The organism is Gemmatirosa kalamazoonensis, from assembly GCF_000522985.1.
GTDB classification, from domain to species: Bacteria; Gemmatimonadota; Gemmatimonadetes; order Gemmatimonadales; family Gemmatimonadaceae; genus Gemmatirosa; species Gemmatirosa kalamazoonensis.
The window spans coordinates 2,461,445-2,482,567 of record NZ_CP007128.1 but is presented as its reverse complement, the minus strand read 5'-3'; the positions used below and the strand labels follow the sequence as shown (position 1 = coordinate 2,482,567).

At 73.8% G+C, this 21,123-nt stretch carries 18 protein-coding genes; 9 read left to right on the top strand and 9 right to left on the bottom strand.

The genetic code is table 11. The features are described 5' to 3' along the window. Nucleotide 1 precedes the first annotated feature (1 nt). Nucleotides 2–2,377: a molybdopterin cofactor-binding domain-containing protein gene (locus J421_RS10780; RefSeq protein ID WP_025411185.1), complete on the bottom strand. Its 2,376-nt coding sequence runs from the start codon at nucleotides 2,375–2,377 to the stop codon at nucleotides 2–4. A 21-nt stretch (nucleotides 2,378–2,398) separates the two neighbouring features. Then, the gene (locus tag J421_RS10775) at nucleotides 2,399–2,962 is read right to left on the bottom strand and encodes a (2Fe-2S)-binding protein (protein ID WP_025411184.1); all 564 of its coding nucleotides are present in this window, start codon (nucleotides 2,960–2,962) and stop codon (nucleotides 2,399–2,401) included. A 76-nt stretch (nucleotides 2,963–3,038) separates the two neighbouring features. Here J421_RS10775 and J421_RS10770 point away from each other — a divergent pair, with 76 nt between their 5' ends. Both J421_RS10770 and J421_RS10765 read left to right on the top strand, forming a co-directional pair. Then, complete coding sequence (locus tag J421_RS10770; protein ID WP_104022495.1) at nucleotides 3,039–3,629, top strand: nucleotidyltransferase family protein; 591 nt, start codon at nucleotides 3,039–3,041, stop codon at nucleotides 3,627–3,629. Nucleotides 3,630–3,694: 65 nt separating this feature from the next. After that, nucleotides 3,695–7,075 carry an ATP-binding protein gene (locus tag J421_RS10765; RefSeq protein WP_025411182.1) on the top strand — a complete coding sequence of 1,127 codons (3,381 nt, stop codon included), beginning with the start codon at nucleotides 3,695–3,697 and terminating at the stop codon, nucleotides 7,073–7,075. Here J421_RS10765 and J421_RS10760 read toward each other — a convergent pair. From J421_RS10760 to J421_RS10745, 4 genes are read right to left on the bottom strand one after another with little or no spacing between them, the layout of a single operon-like run. Continuing rightward, nucleotides 7,011–8,012: an alpha/beta hydrolase fold domain-containing protein gene (locus J421_RS10760; protein ID WP_148306257.1), complete on the bottom strand. Its 1,002-nt coding sequence runs from the start codon at nucleotides 8,010–8,012 to the stop codon at nucleotides 7,011–7,013. The genes J421_RS10765 and J421_RS10760 overlap by 65 nt on opposite strands. Nucleotides 8,013–8,028: 16 nt before the next feature. Further along, the gene (locus J421_RS10755) at nucleotides 8,029–8,463 is read right to left on the bottom strand and encodes an ester cyclase (RefSeq protein ID WP_158508740.1); all 435 of its coding nucleotides are present in this window, start codon (nucleotides 8,461–8,463) and stop codon (nucleotides 8,029–8,031) included. Between the two features lie 10 nt (nucleotides 8,464–8,473). Continuing rightward, on the bottom strand, nucleotides 8,474–9,232 hold the full coding sequence (locus tag J421_RS10750; RefSeq protein ID WP_025411179.1) for an SDR family NAD(P)-dependent oxidoreductase: 759 nt from the start codon (nucleotides 9,230–9,232) through the stop codon (nucleotides 8,474–8,476). Nucleotides 9,233–9,273: 41 nt separating this feature from the next. Then, nucleotides 9,274–9,687 (bottom strand): ester cyclase, encoded by a 414-nt coding sequence (locus J421_RS10745; protein WP_025411178.1) that lies wholly within the window; start codon nucleotides 9,685–9,687, stop codon nucleotides 9,274–9,276. 156 nt (nucleotides 9,688–9,843) lie between these two features. Here J421_RS10745 and J421_RS10740 point away from each other — a divergent pair, with 156 nt between their 5' ends. The 7 genes from J421_RS10740 (at nucleotide 9,844) to J421_RS10705 (ending at nucleotide 19,319) form a co-directional block, all read left to right on the top strand. Next, nucleotides 9,844–12,429, top strand: a complete 2,586-nt coding sequence (locus J421_RS10740) for an AfsR/SARP family transcriptional regulator (RefSeq protein WP_104022494.1) — start codon at nucleotides 9,844–9,846, stop codon at nucleotides 12,427–12,429. Nucleotides 12,430–12,440: 11 nt separating this feature from the next. Next, nucleotides 12,441–13,040 (top strand): gluconate 2-dehydrogenase subunit 3 family protein, encoded by a 600-nt coding sequence (locus J421_RS10735; protein WP_025411176.1) that lies wholly within the window; start codon nucleotides 12,441–12,443, stop codon nucleotides 13,038–13,040. Then, complete coding sequence (locus J421_RS10730) at nucleotides 13,037–14,623, top strand: GMC oxidoreductase (protein WP_025411175.1); 1,587 nt, start codon at nucleotides 13,037–13,039, stop codon at nucleotides 14,621–14,623. Before J421_RS10735 ends, J421_RS10730 begins: the two co-directional genes overlap by 4 nt. Nucleotides 14,624–14,630: 7 nt before the next feature. Next, a complete protein-coding gene (locus J421_RS10725) occupies nucleotides 14,631–15,938 on the top strand; it encodes a DUF6986 family protein (protein WP_025411174.1) in 1,308 nt (435 codons plus the stop codon). Continuing rightward, the gene (locus J421_RS10720; protein WP_025411173.1) at nucleotides 15,935–17,161 is read left to right on the top strand and encodes a urate hydroxylase PuuD; all 1,227 of its coding nucleotides are present in this window, start codon (nucleotides 15,935–15,937) and stop codon (nucleotides 17,159–17,161) included. Before J421_RS10725 ends, J421_RS10720 begins: the two co-directional genes overlap by 4 nt. 416 nt (nucleotides 17,162–17,577) lie before the next feature. Next, entirely contained in the window at nucleotides 17,578–17,979 is a 402-nt protein-coding gene (locus J421_RS10710; protein ID WP_025411172.1) for a YciI family protein, read from the top strand. An 83-nt stretch (nucleotides 17,980–18,062) separates the two neighbouring features. Further along, nucleotides 18,063–19,319 carry an RNA polymerase sigma factor gene (locus tag J421_RS10705; protein ID WP_025411171.1) on the top strand — a complete coding sequence of 419 codons (1,257 nt, stop codon included), beginning with the start codon at nucleotides 18,063–18,065 and terminating at the stop codon, nucleotides 19,317–19,319. On the opposite strand, the gene J421_RS10700 is transcribed toward J421_RS10705, so the two are convergent. From J421_RS10700 to uraD, 3 genes are read right to left on the bottom strand one after another with little or no spacing between them, the layout of a single operon-like run. After that, nucleotides 19,316–20,224 carry a sugar phosphate isomerase/epimerase family protein gene (locus tag J421_RS10700; protein ID WP_025411170.1) on the bottom strand — a complete coding sequence of 303 codons (909 nt, stop codon included), beginning with the start codon at nucleotides 20,222–20,224 and terminating at the stop codon, nucleotides 19,316–19,318. The genes J421_RS10705 and J421_RS10700 overlap by 4 nt on opposite strands. Nucleotides 20,225–20,246: 22 nt before the next feature. After that, nucleotides 20,247–20,585 (bottom strand): hydroxyisourate hydrolase, encoded by a 339-nt coding sequence (uraH, locus tag J421_RS10695; protein WP_025411169.1) that lies wholly within the window; start codon nucleotides 20,583–20,585, stop codon nucleotides 20,247–20,249. Further along, nucleotides 20,582–21,100, bottom strand: coding sequence for a 2-oxo-4-hydroxy-4-carboxy-5-ureidoimidazoline decarboxylase (gene uraD, locus J421_RS10690; protein WP_025411168.1), 519 nt, complete (start codon nucleotides 21,098–21,100; stop codon nucleotides 20,582–20,584). The genes uraH and uraD overlap by 4 nt, the downstream gene beginning before the upstream one ends. Between the last annotated feature and the right edge of the window lie 23 nt (nucleotides 21,101–21,123).

The following is a 21,123-nucleotide window of genomic DNA, read 5'->3' as shown; positions in this document are numbered from 1 at the left end:
GTCAGGCCCTCCCCTGGACGCCCTGCGCGGACTGGATCGCCCGCCACACGCGCGGCGGCGTGAGCGGCATGTCGACGTGCGTCACACCGAACGGCGCGAGCGCGTCGTGCACCGCGTTCGCCACCGCCACCGTCGCGGCGATCGCGCCCGCCTCGCCGACGCCCTTGATGCCTAACGGATTGACGGGGCTCGGCGTCACCGTGCGATCGAGCTCGAACGACGGGAGCTGATCGGCCTTCGGCACGTTGTACTCCATGAGCGACGCGGCGAGCGGCTGCCCGCCGTCGTCGTACGGCGCGTGCTCCCACAGCGCCTGGGCGACGCCCTGCGCGATGCCGCCGTGGAGCTGTCCGTCGACGATCATCGGGTTGATCACGTTGCCGACGTCGTCCACCGCGACGTAGCGCAGGAGTGTCGTCTGCCCCGTCTCGGCCTCCACCTCGACGACGGCGACGTGCGTGCCGAACGGGAACGTGAAGTTGGACGGATCCCAGTACGTGGTGGCCTCGAGCCCGGGCTCCATGCCGTCGGGCATGGAGTGCGCGAGGTGCGCGGCGAGGCTGATCTCGGCCAGGCTCTTCGCGCGTCCCGGCGCGCCGCGCACGCCGAACTTGCCGTCGGTGAACTCCACGTCCTCGGGCGCCGCCTCCAGCAGGTGCGCGGCGAGCTTCCGGCCCTTGTCGATGATCTTGTCGACGCTCAGCGCGACCGCGGTGCCGCCCACCGGGCCGCTGCGGCTGCCGTACGAGCCCATGCCGAACTGCACGCGCCCCGTATCGCCGTGCACGACCTCCACGTCGTCGACGCCGATGCCCAGCCGGTCGGCCACGATCTGCGCGAACGTCGTCTCGTGCCCCTGCCCGTGCTGGTGCGACCCGGTGTACACGCTCACCTTGCCCGTCGGGTGCACGCGCACCACGCCGCTCTCGTAGAGCCCCGCCTGCGCGCCCAACGCGCCGGCGATCTTCGACGGTGCGGCGCCGCACGCCTCGATGTAGCACGAGAGGCCGAGACCGAGGTAGCGCCCGCGCTCGCGGGCCCGCGCCTGCTCCTCGCGGAACGCGGCGTAGCCCACCATCTCGAGGGCGCGGTCCAACGTCGGCTCGTAGTTGCCGCTGTCGTACACCAGCGCGACGGCCGTCTGGAACGGGAACGCGTCCGCGGGCACGAAGTTGCGGCGCCGGAACTCGGCCGGGTCCTGGTTCACGGCGCGCGCCGCGAGGTCCATCATCCGCTCGATGACGTAGCACGCCTCCGGACGTCCCGCGCCGCGGTACGCGTCCACCGGCGTGGTGTGGGTGTACACGCCCACGACGTCGACGTGGATCGCGGGGATCGGGTACTGCCCGGAGAGCAGCGTCCCGTACAGGTACGTCGGCACCGCCGCGGCGAGCAGCAGCAGGTGCGCGCCGAGGTTCGCCACCGTGTGCACGCGCAGCCCGATCACCTTGCCGTCGGCGTCGAGCGCGATCTCCGCGTCGGACACGTGATCGCGACCCTGGGCGTCGGTGAGGAAGCTCTCCCGCCGCTCCGCGGTCCACTTCACCGGCTGGCCGAGCGTGCGCGCGAGCCAGGCGACGGCGACTTCCTCCGAGTAGACGAACATCTTCGAGCCGAAGGCCCCGCCGACGTCCGGCGAGATGACGCGGAACTTGTGCTCCGGGACGCCGAGGACGAACGCGCCCATCATCAGCCGGTGCACGTGCGGCGCCTGTGAGGTGACGTAGAGCGTGAGCTCGTCCGTGGCGCGGTTGTAGGTCGCGAGCGACGCACGCGGCTCGATGGCGTTCGCGATCAGCCGCTGATTCACGAGCCGCTGCTTCACGACCGTCGCCGCGCCCGCGAACGCCGCGTCGGTGGCCGCCGCGTCGCCCAACGCCCAGCGGAACGCGACGTTGCCGGGCGCGTCGTCGCGCACGAGCGGCGCGCCGTCGGCGAGCGCCTGCTCGGCGTCGGCCACCGCGGGGAGCGGCTCGAACTCCACCTCCACGAGCTCCGCCGCGTCGCGCGCCGTGAACGCCGATTCGGCGACCACGACGGCGACCGGCTCGCCGACGTACCGCGCAACGTCCACGGCGATCGCGCGCTGGTTGCTCAGCTTGAGGTCGGGCAGCAGCCACGCGGTGGGGATGCCGTTCACGCCGGCGTCGGCGAGGTGCTGTCCGGTGAACACGCCGACGACGCCCTTCGTCTCCCGCGCGCGCGCGGCGTCGATGCGGACGATCCGCGCATGCGCGTGCGGGCTGCGGACGAACGCGGCGTGCAGCGTACCGGGGATCTTCACGTCGTCGGTGTACACGCCGCGGCCGGTGAGGAACCGCGGGTCCTCCTTGCGGCGGACGGACGCGCCGACGAGCCGCTCGGTGGGCGGCTGCATGGTGGCCATGGGGTGGTCCTCCTAGGCGGAGATGGAGGTGCCGGCCTGCGTCGCGAGCGCGCCGGCGGGCACCGCGTCGGGCGGCAGCCTGACGGCGGCGGGCAGCGTCGCCGACTGCGCGGCGAACGCGCGGTCGGCGGCCGCGCGCACGGCGCGCACGATGTTGTGGTAGCCGGTGCAGCGGCACAGGTTGCCCTCGAGCCCAACGCGGATCTCCGCCTCCGAGGGGTCGGGGTTGTGCCGGAGCAGGTCGGCCGCCGCCATGATCATCCCCGGCGTGCAGAAGCCGCACTGCAGCCCGTGCTCCTGCCAGAACGCCTCCTGCAGCGGATGGAGGTGCCCGTCGGTCCCCAGCCCCTCGATCGTCGTGACCTCCGCGCCGTCGGCCTGGACCGCGAGCACGGTGCAGGCCTTCACGGCGTCGCCGTTGACGTGCACCGTGCAGGCGCCGCACTGGCTGGTGTCGCACCCCACGTGGGTGCCGGTCAGGCCGAGCACCTCGCGCAGGTAGTGCACGAGGAGGAGGCGCGGCTCCACGTCGTGCGTGCGGGTCGTTCCGTTCACCGTGATGCTGACCTGTGCCATGCTATCCCCCCTTTCCCGGATCCTGCGGTGGGACGTCGACGGCCAGTACACCGATTGGCCCGCTAGCTTGCAGCCCATGGATATGCCCGTCAAGCGCGTCGCCGCCGTGGTGCTCGCCGCCGGCGCGTCCACACGACTCGGCCGCCCGAAGCAGCTCGTTCTGCACGACGGCGAGCCGCTCGTGCGCCGCGCCGCGCGCGCCGCGCTCGACGCCGGGGCGGAGCCGGCGGTCGTGGTTCTGGGCGCGCACGCCGATCTCGTTAGGCGGGCGCTCGACGGGCTGCCGGTGAGCGCGGTGATGAACGACGCGTGGGAGACCGGCATGGCGTCGTCCCTCCGCGTCGGCGCGCGCGCGGCGCTCGACGCGGGCGCCGATGCGGTGCTCGTCACGCTCGTCGACCAGCCGCTCGTCGACGCCGCGGCGCTCCGGCGGCTCGTCGCGGCGTTTCCCGGCCCGTACGGCGTCGTGGCCTCGACGTACGGGGACGCGTTAGGCGTGCCGGCGCTGTTCGCGCGCGAGCACGCGGAGGCGCTGCTGCACCTCACCGGCGACGCGGGCGCGGGCGGGTGGCTGCGGGCGCGCGGCGCGGCCGTCACGCGCGTGGCGATGGACGAGGCGGCGCTCGACGTGGACACCGAGGGCGACCTCGCGCGCCTCGACGGGTGAGCTGTTAGGCGAGAGGTAGCGGGCTGCGGCGCCAGCCGTACATTGGCGGCCCGAGGAGGGCGCCGATGGAGCGAACGGAGCGGCAGAAGACGCACGCACGGCACGAGCGCCGGACGGGTCGCTTCCGACTCGTCACGCTCGGCCGCCTCGCACTGCTCGACGAGGACGGACGCGACGAGCCGTCGCTCGCCACGCGGCCGCGCAAGCTCGCGGTGCTCGCGTGGCTCGCGCTGCGCGCCGGCCGCCGCGCGACGCGCGACCGGCTGATCGGCGTGTTCTGGGGCGGGCGCGACGAGGACCGCGCGCGCAACTCGCTCTCCGACGCGCTGAGCCACCTGCGCCGCTCGCTCGGCCGCGATGCGCTGTGCGCGCTCGCCGACGAGGTGCTCCTCGCCGACGGCGCGCCGCTCGACGTCGACGCGCTGGAGCTCACTGTCGCCGCCGCCGCGGGCGACGACGAGCGCGTGACGACGCTCTACGCCGGACCGTTCCTCGACGGCGTGTACGTGGACGACGCGCCGGAGTTCGACCACTGGCGCGACCGGGAGCGGGCGCGGCTCGCGGCGCTGTTCGCGCGCAGCGCCTCGACGCGGTGCACCGCGCTGGCGCGCGCACGCCGGTGGGACGACTGCCGCGCGCTGGCCGAGCGCTGGCTCGACGCGGAGCCGGCGTCGGCGGACGCCGCGCTGTTCGTGCTGAACGCGATCAAGGCGCCGGACACGCCCGAAGCGCTCGCCGCCACGGTCGCGGCGTACGAGGCGCTCGTTAGGCGGCTCGACCGCGAGCTCGGCGCGCCGCCGCACGCGTCCGTGACGACGCTCGCGCGCGACGTCGCCGCACGGCTCGCGGCGCAGGGTCGCGTCGACACGACGGCGCGACCGTCGGCCGCCGCGCCGCGGCACACGGTGGGCCGCGCGCAGGAGCGGCAGTCGCTGCGTCAGGCGCTCGCCGCCGCGGAGGGCGGCCGCGGCGCGCTGCTCAGCGTCGCCGGCGAGCCGGGGATCGGCAAGACGACGCTCGTCGAGGAGTTCCTCGCGGAGGTGTCGAGCGCCACGCGAGCGTGTCGCGTCGCGCGCGGCCGCTGCTCCGAGCGTCTCGCGGGCACCGAGGCGTATCTACCGATCCTCGAGGCGCTCGACGTGCTGCGGCAGGACGGCGCGGCGGCCACGCTCATGAAGCGGCTCGCGCCCACGTGGTACCTCCAGCTCGCGCCCGCCGCGGCGGGGAACTCCGCGGAGGGTCGCGAGCTCGCGCGCGTGCAGGCGAGCTCGCAGGAGCGGCTGAAGCGCGAGCTCGGCGCGTTCCTCGACGAGCTGTCGCGCGCCGCGCCGGTGGTGCTCTTCCTCGACGACCTGCACTGGGCGGACCTGTCCACGGTGGACGTGCTGGCGTACCTCGGCACGCGACTCGGCGGCATGCGGCTCCTCGTCGTCGTCACCGTGCGGCCGGCGGAGCTGGCGTTGGGCCGGCACCCGTTCGCGCAGCTCAAGCTCGACCTGCAGGCGCGCGGCGTGTGCCGCGAGCTCGCGCTCGAGTTCCTCACGCCGGGCGACGTGGAGCAGTACCTGTGGCTCGAGTTCCCGGGGCACGACTTCCCGCCGAGCCTCGCCGCGCTGATCCACGCGAAGACGGAGGGAAGCCCGCTGTTCATGGCCGACCTGCTGCGCGACCTGCGCACGCGCGGCGTGGTCTCCGACGCGGGCGGGCGGTGGGCGCTGGCGCAGTCGGTGCCCGCGATCGAGCACGACCTCCCCGAATCGATCCGCGGCATGATCCAGCGCAAGATCGAGCAGCTCGGCGAGGACGACCGACGACTGCTCGCCGCGGCGAGCGTGCAGGGCTACGAGTTCGACTCCGCCATCGTCGCCGCCATCATCGGCGCCGACCCGGCCGACGTGGAGGAGCGGCTCGACGTGCTGGATCGCGTGTACCGGTTCGTGCGGCGCGGGCGAGAGCACGAGCTGCCCGACGGCACGCTCGACGTGCGCTACCGCTTCGTGCACGTGCTCTACCAGAACGCGCTGTACGCCGCGCTCGCGCCGTCGCGACGCGTGTCGTTCAGCGCGCGCGGGGCGCAGGCGCTGCTCGACGCGTACGGCGAGCGACGTGCCGAGATCGCGACGGAGCTCGCCGCGCTGTTCGAGGCGGCGCGCGACACGCGGCGCGCCGTGGAGCACATGCTCGTCGCGGCGCAGGGCGCGGCGCGGGTGTTCGCGAACCAGGAGGCGGTGGCGCTGTCGCGGCGCGCGCTGCGGCTCGTCGCGCAGCTCCCCGACACACCCGAGCGCACCGATCAGGAGCTGCACCTGCAGAGCACCCTCGCGGCGGCGTTAGGCGCCCTGCAGGGGCTCGCATACCCCGAGGTCGGCGTGGCCGCGGCCCGCGCGTTCGAGCTGTGGAAGCAGCTCGGCGCGCGCCCGGAGCTGTTCGCCGTCGGCGGCGGCATGTGGGGGTACTACGTCGTGGCGGCGAAGCTCGACGTCGCGATCGAGATCGGCGAGGAGCTGCTCGAGATGGCCGAGCGCGTCGGCGACCGGGCGATGCTCGTGACGGCGCACAACGCGCTCTCCGTCACGCTGCATCACATGGGCGAGCACCGCCGCGCGCTGACGCACTTCGAGCGCGGGCTCGCCGCGTACGGGCTCGATCTCAGCCCGCTGTTCGTGTCGTTCCCCGTCGAGCCGGGAGTCAACCTGGCGTCGGAGTACGCGCGCACGCTGTGGGTGCTCGGCTACCCGGACCAGGCGCTGCGCCAGCTCCACGCCGCGCTGGCGCTCGCCGACGCCGTGCCGCACCCGGAGGCGCGCGGCTTCGCGCCGCTGTTCGGCGCGTTCGTGCATCACTTCCTGCGCGACGTGCCCGGCACGCTGCGGTACGCGGAGACCGTGGTCGCCCTCTCGCGCGAGCGCGACATCGTCACCACGCTCGCGTGGGGGATGGTGCTGCACGGCTGGGCGGTCGCGATGCAGGGACGCGTGGACGAAGGCATCACGGAGATCCGCGACAGCCTCGCGGGGCAGCTGGCGGCGGGCTCGCTGATCGCGCGGCCGCAGTTCCTCGCCATCCTCGCCGACGCGTGCCTGCACGCCGGGCGCGTCGACGACGCGCTCGCCGCGACGGTGGAGGGGCTCGAGTGCTCCGCGACCACGGCGGACCACTACTGGGACTCCGAGCTGGAACGCCTGCGCGCCGAGGCGCTGGTGCCTGCCGGCGGGGACGCGGGGGAGATCGACGCGTGCCTCGAGCGCGCGCTCTCGGATGCCCGCGCGCGCGACGCGCGGTCGCTCGAGCTGCGCGCGGCGACGACCGCCGCGCGCGTATGGCAGGCCCGCGACGAGCGTGCGCGCGCCCGCGACACGCTCGCTCGCGTCCACGACTGGTTCACCGAGGGGCTCGAGACGCCCGATCTCGTTGCCGCGCGCGAGCTCCTGGCTCGGCTCGGCTGAGACATCGCTGGCGCACCTCGTCGCCGACTCGCCGATACGTGGCCTCGGCGTCGGCGACGCCGTTGGCGAAGAGGTACCACCCGTGGAGCAGCCCCTCCCACACCTCGACATGAACCTCGACACGCGCTCGACACGCCCGGTCGCTGAACCGTAGCGCATCCGCCTTCAGCAATTCACTCCCGCCCACCAGCAAGAGCGTGGGTGGCAGCCCGTGCAAGTCGGCATGCAGCGGATTCGCGGCGGCCGAGCGCGCGTCCGTGTGCCCGAGGTATGCGCGGGCCGCGGCGTTGAGCTGCGCTGGAATGGCGAGCGGATCCAGCGGACCCTCTTGTGACGATTCGTCGCGGTCCGTTAGGTCGATCCATCCGCCGATGCTCACGAGACCGGCCGGCATCGGCGCTCCTCGAGCGCGGAGGGCGAGCAGTGCCGTCAGGGCGATGTTCACGCCGGCAGAATCGGCGACGAACACGATCTGCTCGGGGTCGTAGCCGGTGCGCAGCAGATGGTCGTAGGCGGCGAGGACGTCGTCTCGTGCTGCCGGAAAGGGATGCTCGGGCGCCAGGCGATGGAGGACATGAAGGAGCTTGGCGCCGGCGGTGGCGGCGATGCGGTACACCGGGTACTGCCACACCCCTGCCGAGCGCCCATTGACGAACGCACCCCCATGCGTATACAGGATGGCGCGAGCATCGTGTGCTTCCGGAGGGGTGACGAGCTCCGCGCGCGCTCCCGTCGCCAGGGTGACCTGACGAACGGCCGCGTCAGCTGGCAGGTCGGGATTGATCGATTGCAGCGCGTCCAGGATGTCGCGCTGCGCCTCGAGCGAACTGCCAGCCGGGAACGGCGGGTTGTCGAGCAGATTCCGGAACAGCGCGTCCCGGGCGGGATCGTCGCGCGTCGGTACCGTGGTCGTGCGGCAGCCGGGTGTGTCGGGCATGTCGGACACTCCGCCGTCAGGCGACGCCGAGCTGGGTGAGGACCGTTAGGCGGTCGAAGTAGGCCGTCTCCGCCTGGATGCGGTCCGTGTCGTCGAACGTGAAGACGACGCACACCGGGAACGTCACGTGGCGCCCGGTCGGCGGGATCCCCTTCCAGGTGCCGGTGTGCGTGCCGTGCACCGTCACCTCGAGGATCACCGCGTCCGCCGCAACGTGTCGGCGATCGACGTAGAAGTGGAAGTCCGGGAAGCCGGCGAACAGGTCGGCGTAGTACGCGTGCACGCCGTCGCGGCCCTGGTGCGTCTCGCTGCTCGCGCGGTCCTCCCAGAACGGTCGGTCGCCGAACGTGGCGACGAGCGCGTCCAGCTCGTGCGCGTTCTCCGCGCGTGCGTGCTCCTCGACGTGCGCGAGGCGGGCGGCGACGCGATCTTCGGTGAGTGTGGTCGACATGGTCATGTGCTCAGAGGTTGCCCTTGTGCTGCGCACCGTCGACGACGATGCACGCGCCGGTCACCCAGCTCGCCCGCTCCGACACCAGGAACGCCACGACATCGGCGACCTCCTCGGGCGTGCCCATGCGGCCTAACGGGATCGTCCCGAGCACGGCGCCGTAGAAGTCCGGATTCCCCTGCCGCATCTGGTCCCAGATCCCGCCCGGGAACTCGATCGAGCCCGGTGTCACGGCGTTGACGCGGATCTTCTGCGGCCCGAGCGCGACGGCGAGCGACTTGGAGTGGCTCACGAGCGCCGCCTTCGACGCGCTGTACGCGGGCGGGAAGCCAAGCGCCTCCAGCGCCGCGATGGACGAGATGTGGACGATGGCGCCGCCGCCCGCGGCGGCCATCCACGGCGTCACCTTCCAGCTCGCGCGCACCGCGGCCATGAGGTCCACGGCGAGGTTCGACGCCCACGTCGCCTCGTCGTCGCCGAAGCCGAAGCCGCTCGGGTTGTTGACGAGGATGTCGACGCGTCCGAGCTCGGCCCGCGCGGCGTCGAGATGGGCGTCGAGCGCCGCCGGATCGCTCACGTCGCACGGCGCGGCGTATACCGGGCCGCCGCGCTCGCGCAGCTCCGCCTCGACCTCGCGCAGCGCCGGCTCGCCGCGGGCGCAGATGGCGACGCCCGCACCCTCGTCGGCCAGCCGCAGCGCGATCGCGCGGCCGATGCCGCGGCTGGCACCCGTGACGACGGCGCACTTCCCTCGCAGCTTCAGATCCATCGCTCCTCTCCGTTAGGCAGTCGCTTCGGGTTCGGGTTCGATCACTGCACGCCGAGCTGCTGCAGCATCCCCGTCTGGTCGAACTGCTCCCACCGCTCCACCACGCGCCCGTCCACCACGTGGTCGACGATGAGCCCCCAGATCGACACCGCTCGGCCGGTGGCCGGCAGCGGGCCGAGTGGGCCCATGTGCGTGCCGCGCGCGTGCCAGCGCCAGGCGACCCGGTCGCCGGAGACGATTCCCTCGTCCATCGTGAAGTGCATGTCGGGGAACGCCGTGAGGAAGCCCGCGACGAGCTGCTTCCACGCCTCGACGCCGCGCACCGGCTCGGGAAGGCCGATGAAGTGGATGGTGCAGTCGGGGGCGAACGCCTCGTCGGCGGTCGACACGTCGCCGCGGTTCAGCCCATCGGACCACACCCGCTGATAGTCGGTGATCTGCTGCATGGTCTCCATCGTCGTCCTCCGTCGCGTTAGGTGTGCGTGAACGGTAGGCGGCGTGCCTGATCTCCCTCCCAACGCGTTCAACACGTTGCGGCGCAGGATGTTAGGCGGTCTGCTGGCCGGTCCCCGGACACGGTCGTACATTTCGCGCCGGACCGGAGGACACCGATGGAGCGAACGCATCGGGGGACGACGCGCGCCCGGCATGCGATCCCCGTGGGTCGCTTCCGACTCGTGACGCTCGGCCGCCTGGCACTGCTCGATCCCGCGGGGCGCGACGAGCCGTCGCTCGCCACACGGCCGCGCAAGCTCGCGGTGCTCGCGTGGCTCGCCCTGCGCGCCGGCCGCCGCGCGACGCGCGACCGGCTGATCGGCGTGTTCTGGGGCGGGCGCGACGAGGACCGCGCGCGCAACTCGCTCTCCGACGCGCTGAGCCACCTGCGCCGCTCGCTCGGCCGCGATGCGCTGTGCGCGCTCGCCGACGAGGTGCTCCTCGCCGACGGCGCGCCGCTCGACGTCGATGCGCTTGCGCTCACCGCCGCCGCCGCGGCGGGCGACGACGAGCGCGTGACGGCGCTCTACGCGGGACCGTTTCTCGACGGCGTGTACGTGGACGACGCGCCGGAGTTCGACCACTGGCGCGAGCGGGAGCGCGCGCGGCTCGCGGCGCTGTTCGCGCGCAGCGCGTCGGCACGGTGCACCGAGCTGGCGCGCGCACGCCGGTGGGACGACTGCCGCGCGCTGGCCGAGCGCTGGCTCGACGCGGAGCCGGCGTCGGCGGACGCCGCGCTGTTCGTGCTGAATGCGATCAAGGCGCCGGGTACGCCCGAAGCGCTCGCGGCCGCGGTCGCGGCGTACGACGCGCTCGTTAGGCGGCTCGACCGCGAGCTCGGCACCGCGCCGCACGCGTCGGTGACGACGCTCGCGCGCGACGTCGCCGCACGGCTCGCGGAGACGGGGCTGCTCGAACAGCTCGAACCGCAGAGGACGCAGAGGACGCAGAGGGCCCCGACCGGTCAGGTGTCCTCTGCGTCCTCTGCGTCCTCTGCGGTGAAAAGCTCCCCGACGCGATCGACCCGAGCTCTCGTCGCGTACGCGGCAGGCGCGATCACCGTGGGCGGCGCGATCGCGGTCGCGGCGCTGCGGGCTCCGGAGCCGGCGCTCGACCCGAAGCGCGTCGTCGTCGTGGCGTTCGACAACCGGACCGGCGACTCGACGCTCGCTTCGTTAGGCCGCATCGCCGCCGACTGGATCAGCCGCGGGCTCACCGAGACGCGCACCATCGAGGTGGTCGAGCCGCTCGCGCGCCCGTCGCGCGACTCGACGAGCGACGCGCCCGCGGCGGGGCGCGCGGCGCACGCGGGCACCGTCGTCGTCGGCGCGTTCTTCCGTGAGGGCGACTCGGTGGGCGTCGAGGCGCGGGTGGTGGACGCGCGGAGCGGCCGCGTGCTGCGCGCCCTCGAGCCCGTGCTCGCCCCGCGCGCCGAGCCGCTCGCCGCGGTGCACACGCTGCGGCAGCGCGTCGCCGGCGCGCTCGCCGCGGAGCTCGACCCGCGCATCGCGGCGCTCGCCCGCGAGGCGAGCCAGCCGCCGACGTACGAGGCCTACCAGGCGTGGGTGCAGGGGCTCGACGCGTACGCGCACCGCGACTACGCGCGCGCGATCCCGTTCCTGCACCGCGCCGCGGCGCTCGACTCCGACTTCGTGACGCCGCGCCTGTGGGAGGCGGCGGCGTGGGCGAACCTCGGCGATCCGGCCCGCGAGGACTCGCTCGACCGCACCGTGGAGCCGCGCCGCGCGCGTCTCGCGCCGCTGGACCGCACGATGCTCGACGGCCAGCGCGCCACGCTCCGCGGCGACCGTGCCGGCGCGTACGCAGCGGCGCGGGAGATGCTCGCCGCCGCGCCGGCGTCGGAGTTCGCGCTCTATCACGCCGGCTACACGGCCCTCGACATCGGCCGGTACGACGAGGCCGTGGCCGTGCTGCGCCGCATCGACGCCGAGCGCTCCAGCGTGCCGTGGGACCAGTACGGCACGCGCCTGGGCCGCGCGCTGCACCTCGCGCGGCGCTACGACGAGGAGCTCGCCGAGACCCGGCGGCGGCTGGCCCGGCAGCCCGCGCTGCTGTCGGCCATCGACGACCACGCGCGGACGCTGGTCGCGTTAGGCAGGCTCGGCGCGGTCGACTCGCTCATGCGCGCGGTACTGACAATCCCGGCGCAACCGCGAACCAGCGCGGCGCAGGTCATGTTCGACACGGCGGTCGAGCTCGAGGCGCACGAGCACGCGTCCGAGGCGACGGCGCTCTTCGGCCGCGCGGCGGAGGCGTCGCGCGACGCACCCACCTCGCCCCGCGACGCCGACGTCGCGCGCGTCCTCGGCGCGGCGGCCACCGGGCTCGCCGGCGACTGGGCGCGTGCGGACTCGATGTTCCGCGCGCTGTCGGCCGCACACCCGGGCGACGTCCGGCTCCTCGGCTGGACCGGCCTCGCCGCCGCGCACACCGGCGACCGCGCGCGCGCCGAGCGCGTCGCGGCGGAGCTCGCGCGGGTCGAGGAGCCGTACCCCACGGGACTGCCGTCGCTGTTCCGCGCGTGCATCGCCGGGACGCTCGGTCGACAGGCCGACGCGGTGACGCTGCTCCGTCGCGCGCTCGCCGAGGGCTTCGCGACCGGCGCGCTGCACGCGCAGTCGTGTCTCTTGCCGCTGCGCGGCTACGCGCCCTACGAGGCGCTGGCCCACCCCGTCCGTTAGGCACTCCGCTCATGCCACCGCTCTCCCGCCGCGCGTTCGTCGCCGCGCTCGCCGCCGCCGTGCCGAGCGCCGCGCTCGTGCGCCGCGCCCACGCCCTCTCGGTCGATCATCTCGCGGCCGGCCCGCGCACGCTGCGCGCGTTGGGCGCGGTGGTGCTCCCCGCGGAGCTCGGCCCCGCGGGGACCGAGGCCGCCGTCGCCGCGTTCGAGCGGTGGATCGCCGGCTACCGCGAGCGCGCGGAGCTGCTGCACGGCTACGGCACGTCCGCGCTCAGCTACTCCGGTCCCACGCCGGCCACGCGCTGGGCGCAGCAGCTCGACCGCCTCGACGAGTCGGCGCGCGCGACGCACGGCCACGCGTTCGCCGCGCTGCCGCTCGACGCGCGGCGCGAGATGGTGCACACGCTGCTCGACGGGATGAAAGCCGACCGGATCCCCGCCGTCGGGCGCGCGCCGCACGTCGCGCTCGCGCTGCTCGGCCACTGGGCGGCGAGCCCCGAGGCGACCGACCGCTGCTACCGCGCGCACATCGCTCGGCAGACGTGCCGCCCGCTCGCCGCGCAGGCGCGCAAGCCGCTCCCGATCGCGGAGCGCACCGGGCGCCGCGCATGAGCCTCTTCCGTCGACGCGTCGTGGTGGAGAGCGACGTGTGCATCGTGGGATCGGGGATCACCGCGGCGATGGTGGCGGAGAAGCTCGCGCGCACGACGAAGAAGCGCATCGTCGTCGTGGAGGCCGGCGAGGAGGCGCCGCCGCTCGCCCGCCGCTACGCACTGCGCGATCGCTACCTGGCGTACGGCGAGAGCCCGTGGCCCAACGACCACCTCGACGGCTACGACATCCAGGGCCCGCTGCAGTCGCGCTCCATGCAGGTGGGCGGGCTCGCGCTGCACTGGGGCGGCGTGACGCCGCGCTGGTCGCCGGAGGACTTCGAGACGCGGTCGCGGTTCGGCGTCGGCACCGACTGGCCGATCGGGTACGACGATCTCGACCCGTACTACCAGGAGGCGGAGACGCTCATCGGCGTCGCCGGCGCGCAGGGGCCGGCGGAGATGGATCCGCGCGGCAAGCCGTACCCCATGCCGGCGATCCCGCTGACGTACAACCTGGAGCTGCTGCAGGACTGGGCGTCGAAGGCCGACATCACGATGTGGAGCCAGCCGTCGGCGAAGAACTCGCGCCCGTACGACGGCCGCGCCGCGTGCTGCCGCAACGACACGTGCACGCCGGTATGCCCCACCGGCGCCAAGTACACGCCCGACGTGACGTGGAACCGGCTGCGCGCGTCGAAGCGCGTCACGCTCTACCCGCGCACGCTCGTGCGGCGGCTCATCACCGAGCAGGGCTCGAGCCGCGTGACGAGCGCGCAGGCCGTGCAGCGCGTGCCGAACCGGCCGAGCGTGCCCGTGGAGTTCCGCGCGACGCAGTTCGTCGTCGCCGCGGGATACGTGTGGAGCTCGCACCTGCTGCTGCTGTCGGGGCTCGCGAACTCCTCGGGGCTCGTCGGCAAGTACCTGTGCGGGCACCGCAACAAGCAGGCGTTCGTCGCGCTGCCGCTGGAGCTGTTTCCGGGGATGAACGGGCAGCACTCGCTCGTCACGAAGCAGTTCATGCGGGCGCCCGCCACGAAGCGTTATCTGCGCCACGACCTGCGCGTGTGGGAGTCGAGCTTCGATCGCGGGCCGCGCCTGCGCGACGACGCGGGCAACCTGCTGCTCGGCGACGAGCTTCTGAGGGACTGGCGCGAGCGCACGCGCACCGGCGTCGCGCGCGTGCGCGCGTACTACGACGTCTTTCCCGACCGGGAGAGCGCGCTCACGCTCGACACCGACCTGCACAACGGCTACGGCGACCCGCTGCCGAAGCTCGCCATGCGTGACGCGCCCGAGTCGGCCGCGCTGCGCCGCTACTCCGACGACACGATCGTGGCGCTGTTCGAGCGGATGGCGCGCGCCGGCGACGGGACCGTGCTGCGCGTGGAGGAGGACGACGGCGGCTTCCAGGACCATCCCGCGGGCGGCTGCCGCATGGGCGACGACCCCGCGACGTCGGTGGTCGACTCGTGGGGACGCACGCACGACCACGAGAACCTGTTCGTCGTCGGCGCGCCGACGTGCGTGAGCGCGAGCTGCGCGAACGGCACGCTGACCTTCTGCGCGCTGGCCCTGCGGTCGGCGGAGGAGATGACGCGGTGAGTGGCGTATGAGCGCTTTCTTCGACCCCGATGGCCTCGACGACGCCGAGGCGGCGCTGCGCGAGGCGAACCTCGCGTTCGCGCGGCGCTACCCGGGCGAGCGCGCCGCGCGGCAGCCGGTGCACACGCTCATCGAGGGCGCGCAGCACTTCACCGCCGACGTGGCCGCGCGCCGCGGGGCCGAGGCGCTCGCGGCGCTCGGCGCGCACGCGCCCGACGCGGCGTCGCTCGGCCGCGCGTTAGGCATCGACGGACATCCCGCGCTCGAGGCGATCGTGGCGCGGGTGCGCGACAAGCTCGCGCGCGAGCCGGTGGAGGACTACCGCATCGACTTCGAGGACGGCTTTGGCGTGCGCGACGACGACGACGAGGATCAGGCCGCCCTCGACGTCGCCGCGGAGCTCGCGCGCGGCGTGCGCGAGGCCAGGCTGCCGTCGTCCATCGGCGTGCGCGTGAAGCCGCTCACCGAGGAGCTGCGCGCGCGCAGCGTGCGCACGCTCGGCCTGCTCGTCGGCGCGCTCGTGGAATCGGGGGCGCTTCCGGAGCGGTGGGTCGTCACGCTGCCGAAGGTGACCGTCGCCGAGCAGGTCGCGTACTTCGTCGCCGCGCTGCGCGCGATGGAGCGCGCCACGGGGCTCGCCGACGGCGCGCTGCGGTTCGAGATCCAGCTCGAGGTGCCGCAGGCGATCGTCGACGCGACGGGACGCTCGCTGCTGCCGGCGATCGTCGACGCGTCCGACGGGCGGCTCGACGGCGTGAACCTCGGCGTCTACGACTACACGGCGGCGTTGGGCATCACTGCCGCGCACCAGCGGCTGCGCCACCCGGCGTGCGACCACGCGCGGCACGTGATCCAGACGTCGCTCGCCGGCACCGGTGTGTGGCTCGCCGACGGCTCCACCGCGCTCCTTCCGGTGCCGCGACACGACGGCGATTCGGCCGGCGTGCACGCGGGCTGGCACCTGCACTTCGACGACGTGCGCCACTCGCTCGCCGCCGGGTGGTATCAGGGATGGGACCTGCACGCCGCGCAGCTCGTGTCGCGGCACGCGGCGGTGACGAGCTTCTTCCTCGAGGGCGTCGACGCGGCGGGCGCGCGGCTGCGCAACTTCGTGGAGCGCGCGCATCGCACCGCGCTCGTCGGCGGCGTGCTCGACGAGCCGGCGACGGGACAGGCGCTGCTCGCGTTCTTCCACCGCGCGATGAGCGCCGGCGCGATCGCCGACGAGGACGCGGAGCGCCTCACGGGCGTGACCGGCGCCGAGCTGCGCGAGCCCTCGTTCGCGCGCGTGCTCGCGCGCCGAGGGATCCGGTGACCCCGCGGATCTGGGAGCTGCTCGATCTCGTCGCGCGCTGGGTGCACGTCGTCGCCGGCATCATGTGGGTCGGCAACTCGCTGCTCTTCAACTGGCTCGACCGCAGCCTGCAGAAGCGCGCCGTGTCGGGGATGACGCGCGAGCCGTTAGGCACGATCTGGCTGCTGCACAGCGGCGGGTTCTACTACGTGGAGAAGACGCTGCTCGCCGGCGAGCCCCTCCCGACGCCGCTGCACTGGTTCAAGTGGCAGGCGTACACGACGTGGCTGAGCGGCGTCGCGCTGCTCGTCGTGGTCTACTGGGCCGGCGGGCGCGCCGTCATGGCCGACCCGTCGGTGCACGGGATCTCGCAGCTGCACGCGACGGCGCTCGCGATCGCCGGCCTCGTGCTCGGCTGGGGACTGTACGAGGGCGTGCAGCGACTCGTCGCGCCGCGCGCGCCCCGCGTGGCGGCGGCGGCGTGGACCGCGGGGCTCATCCTCGTCGCGATCGCCTTCACGAACCATCTCAGCGGGCGCGCGGCGTTCCTGCACGTCGGGGCGATGCTCGCCACGATCATGGCGGGGAACGTGTTCCTCACCATCGTGCCGTCGCAGCGCGCGCTCGTCGCGTCGGTGCGGTCGGGCGGCGCCGGCGCCGAGCTGGCGGCGCTGTCGGCGCGCGCGAAGCGGGTGTCGATCCACAACAACTACTTCACGTTCCCCGTCATCGCGCTCATGGTGAGCAACCACTTCCCCGCGCTCTACGCGGGGCGGTGGAGCTGGCTCGTGCTGCTCATCCTCGTCGCCGGCGGCGCGGCCGTGCGGCACGTGCTCAACGTGCGATGGACGTGGCCGGGCTGGCGGCCGGCGCTCGCGGGCACGATCGCGACGACGATCGCCGCGCTGTGGGCGGTGCTGTCGATCCCCGCGCCGCCGGTGGAGTCGACCATCGCGCCCTCGCGCATGTCCGTCGCGGGTCCGGTGACGTTCGCCGACGCGCGCCACGTCATCGACCGCCGCTGCGCGGTGTGCCACTCGATGAGCCCCGTCGACTCGAGCCTCGGCGTCGCGCCGGCGGGCGTCGCGTTCGACACACCGGAGGAGATCGTGGCGCGCGCCGCGCGGATCCGCGAGCGCGCGGTCGTCACGCGCACCATGCCGCCGGCGAACCGCACGCACATGACGGACGAGGAGCGGGCGGTGCTGGCGCGGTGGATCGATTACGGGGGGCGGGTGCGGTGACGGCGGGACGACTGACGGCGGGACGACGAACGGCGGGACGACGAACGGCGGGATGCCTTACTGCGGGACGATCTACGGCGGGACGATCTACTGCGGGACGATCTACTGCGGGATCCCTGGCGCCGGATCGTAGTTACCAGGGGGGGCTCCCCCCCCTTCGCCCAAGGTGCTACACCCCGGTCCGACCGCCGTACCATTTCGACGCGAGCTGGATCCCCCTGAGCGCATCCCCATCCCGCGGTCGAACGTCCCGCCGTTCGTCGTCCCGCCGTTCGCCGTCCCGCCGTCAGTCGTCCCGCCGTCAGTCGTCCCGCCGTCAGTCGTCCCGCCGTGACGCACTGCTGTCGATTTCCCCGCCCCCCGTTCGACTACTCCGCACCGAAGCAGTGCCCCCATTCACCCACCGGAGGCCCACGATGAAGTACGTCCTGCTGATCTACGACGACGAGAAGGTCTGGGAGACCATGAGCCCCGACGAGAGCGGCGCGATGATGGGCGAGTACTTCGCGTTCACGAAGGACATCCAGGACAAGGGGAGCTACCGCGCCGGCGAGGCGCTGCAGCCGATCGCCACCGCGACGACGGTGCGCGTGCGCGGCGGCAAGCTGCAGACGACCGACGGCCCGTTCGCCGAGACGCGCGAGCAGCTCGGCGGGTTCTATCTCGTCGACGCGGAGAATCTCGACGAGGCGATCGCCGTCGCCGCCCGCATCCCATCGGCGCGCATCGGATCGATCGAGGTGCGACCGGTCGTCGTGTTCGAGCGTCCCGAGGCGCAGCTCCCGGCCAGCGAGGCGAGGGCGACGGCGACGGCGTGATGCTGCGTGGCTGCGTGGCTGCGTGGGTCGTGACGCAGCCACGCAGCCGCGCAGCCACGCAGCCACGCAGCGGCCCCACCTCGATGCGTCAGAAGACCCTCGACCACCTCTACCGCACCGAGTCGCGCCGCATCCTCGCGACGCTGATCCGGCTGCTCGGCGACTTCGACCTCGCGGAGGAGGCGCTGCACGACGCGTTCGCCGCGGCGCTGGAGCGGTGGCCGAGCGAGGGCGTGCCGACGAACCCGCGGGCGTGGCTCGTGAGCGCGGGGCGATTCCGCGCCGTCGACGCGCTGCGGCGGCGCAGGACGCTCGCCCGCAAGGCCGACGAGATCGCGGCGCTCGCCGACGTCGAGGCGCACCTCGCGCGCATGCCGGCGCCCGACGCCGCGCTCGACGCGCCCGACGTCGAGGACGACCGGCTGCGGCTCGTCTTCACCTGCTGCCACCCCGCGCTCGCCGCCGACGCGCAGGTCGCGCTCACGCTGCGCACCGTATGCGGGCTGACCACCGAGGAGATCGCGCGCGCGTTCCTCGTCCCCGCGGCGACGATGGCGCAGCGGCTCGTGCGCGCGACGAAGAAGATCCGCGTCGCGCGCATCCCGTACGAGGTGCCGCCGCGCGACCAGCTGCCGGCGCGGCTCGACGCCGTCCTGTCGGTCGTCTACCTCGTGTTCAGCGAGGGGTACGCGGCGACGGCGGGGGACGCGATCGTGCGCCGCGAGCTGTGCGGCGAGGCGATCCGGCTCGCGCGGCTGCTCGTGGAGCTGATGCCTAACGAGACCGAGGCGAACGGGCTCCTCGCGCTGCTCCTGCTCCACGACTCGCGCCGCGACGCGCGCACCACCCCCGACGGCGACCTGCTGCTGCTCGAGGTGCAGGACCGCGGCCGGTGGGACCGCGCGCAGATCGCCGAGGGGATCGCGCGCGTGGAGCAGGCGCTGCGCGGCGGCCGCGCGGGTCCGTACGCGCTGCAGGCCGCGATCGCCGCGCTGCACGCCGAGGCGCCCGACGCCGCGTCGACCGACTGGCGGCAGATCGCGGCACTGTACCACGTGCTGCTGCGCGTCGCGCCGACGCCGATCGTGGAGTTGAATCGCGCCGTGGCGGTCGCGATGGCGTTCGGCCCCGAGCCGGCGCTGAAGCTCGTCGACGGACTGGCGGCGCGCGGGGACCTGCGCGGCTATCACCTGCTCCCCGCGGCGCGCGCCGACTTCCTGCGCCGACTCGGCCGCCTGGACGAGGCGGCCGAGTCGTACCGCGCCGCGCTCGCGCTGACGACGTTAGGCCCGGAGCGCCGGTTCCTCGAGCGGCGGCTGCGCGAGGTGACGGGCGGCTAGTAGCGCACGCCCTCGAGCCACTTCACGCTCACCGGCACCGTCGCGAACGGGTCGCGCGTCTCGTCCTCGATGAAGTAGTACTCCACGCCCGTCTGCTTCGCCGTGCGCAGCACGCTGCGGTAGTCGATCTTGCCGCTGCCGAGCGTCGTCTCGCTCTCGTCCGGCGGGGCCGAGCCGGTGTGGACGTTCGTCGCGACATCCTGCTTCATGTCCTTCAGGTGGAGCAGCTTCCAGCGCCCCGGGTACTTGCGCAGCCACTGCACCGGGTCGGCGCCCGGGCGCGAGATCCAGAACACGTCCATCTCGTACTTCACCGCGTCGGGATCGGTCTCGCGCATCAGCACGTCCATCGGCAGCACGCCGCCGGTGCCGGGGCTGAACTCGAAGCCGTGGATGTGATAGAAGAACTGCATCCCCTGCGCGCGCGCCGCCTGCCCGAAGCGGTTGAAGTCCGCCGCCGCGGCGCGCGCCGCCTCCACGGTGAGTGGCCCGTTCGGGTGCGGGATCCACGCCGTGCCGACGTAGCGCACGCCCAACGCCTTCGCCGCCGCGAGCACCGACTGCAGGCTGTCGCGGAACATCTCGTAGCCGACGTGCATCGACACCGCGCGGAGGCCGGCCTGGTCGAGCGTCTGCCGGAACTGCGCGGGGCTCTGCCCGTACGTCCCGGCGAGCTCCACGTCGCGGAAGCCGATGCCGCGCACCTTCGCGAGCGTGCCCGGCACGTCGGTCTTGAACGCGTCGCGGAACGAGTAGAGCTGCACGCCGAGCGGCCCGGCGAACGCGCCGCGCAGCGCGAAGTCGCCGGCGTCCTTTGACACCTTCTGCGCGGACGCGGACGCGGCGAGCGCCGACGAGGCGATCGCCAGCGTGGCCGCGGTACAGAGTCGGGTGAATCGGATCACGGCTCTCCTCCGTGTGGGTGAGTCAGCTGCCTCGATAGGTCGTGTAGCCGTACGGGCCGAGCAGCAGCGGCACGTGATAATGCTCGTCGCCCGCCGCCACGCGGAAGCACACGACGACCTCCGGGTAGAACGCGTCGCGCCCGCCGCGCGTGAAGTACGCGCCGACGTCGAACCGGAGCCGGTACGTGCCCTCGCTCAGCGCGGCCCCCGGGCCGAAGTCGCGCAGCCGGCCGTCCGCGTCGGTGACGCCGCTGCCTAACGCGACCGCGGCGTCGCCCTCCACGCGCTCCAGCGTGACGGCCACCGCCGCCGCCGGCCGGCCGGACGCGGTGTCGAGGACGTGGGTGCTGACGGTGCTCATTCCGGCCCCTCGCGAAAGAGCTTCTCGAGCCTGAGCCGCGTGATCTTCCGCTGCTCCTCGGCGGCCACGCGCAGCTCGGTGTCGGGGTCGTTCGCGAGCCGCGCGCGCGCCGTCGCGAGCAGCTCGTCGGCGCCCTTCCCCGCGGCGCAGACGATGTAGATGTGTCCGAACCGCCGCTCGTACGCGCGGTTCGCCTCCGCGAGCTCGGCCCGTACGTCGCTCGCCGCGTCGCCGACGCGCGCCTGCTCGCCGGCGGACCACGCGGCGCCGCGCGCGTCCTGCGGCACCGCGGCCGCGCGCTCGCCGATCCGCGGGTGATGCGCGAACGCCTCGCGCCAGTCGTCGGGCTCCAGCGCCCACCACACCTCGTCGGCGGCGGCGAGCAGCTCGTCGAGCGTGCCGAACGGCCGCCGCGCGACCATCTCCGCGACCCAGCGGCTCGCGCCGCAACAGGGGCGGATCAGATCCGCCGCGCGCGCCGACGGGAGGTCGTCGAAGTCGGATACATCGGGCATGAGGACCTGTGGCTGTTTCGGCT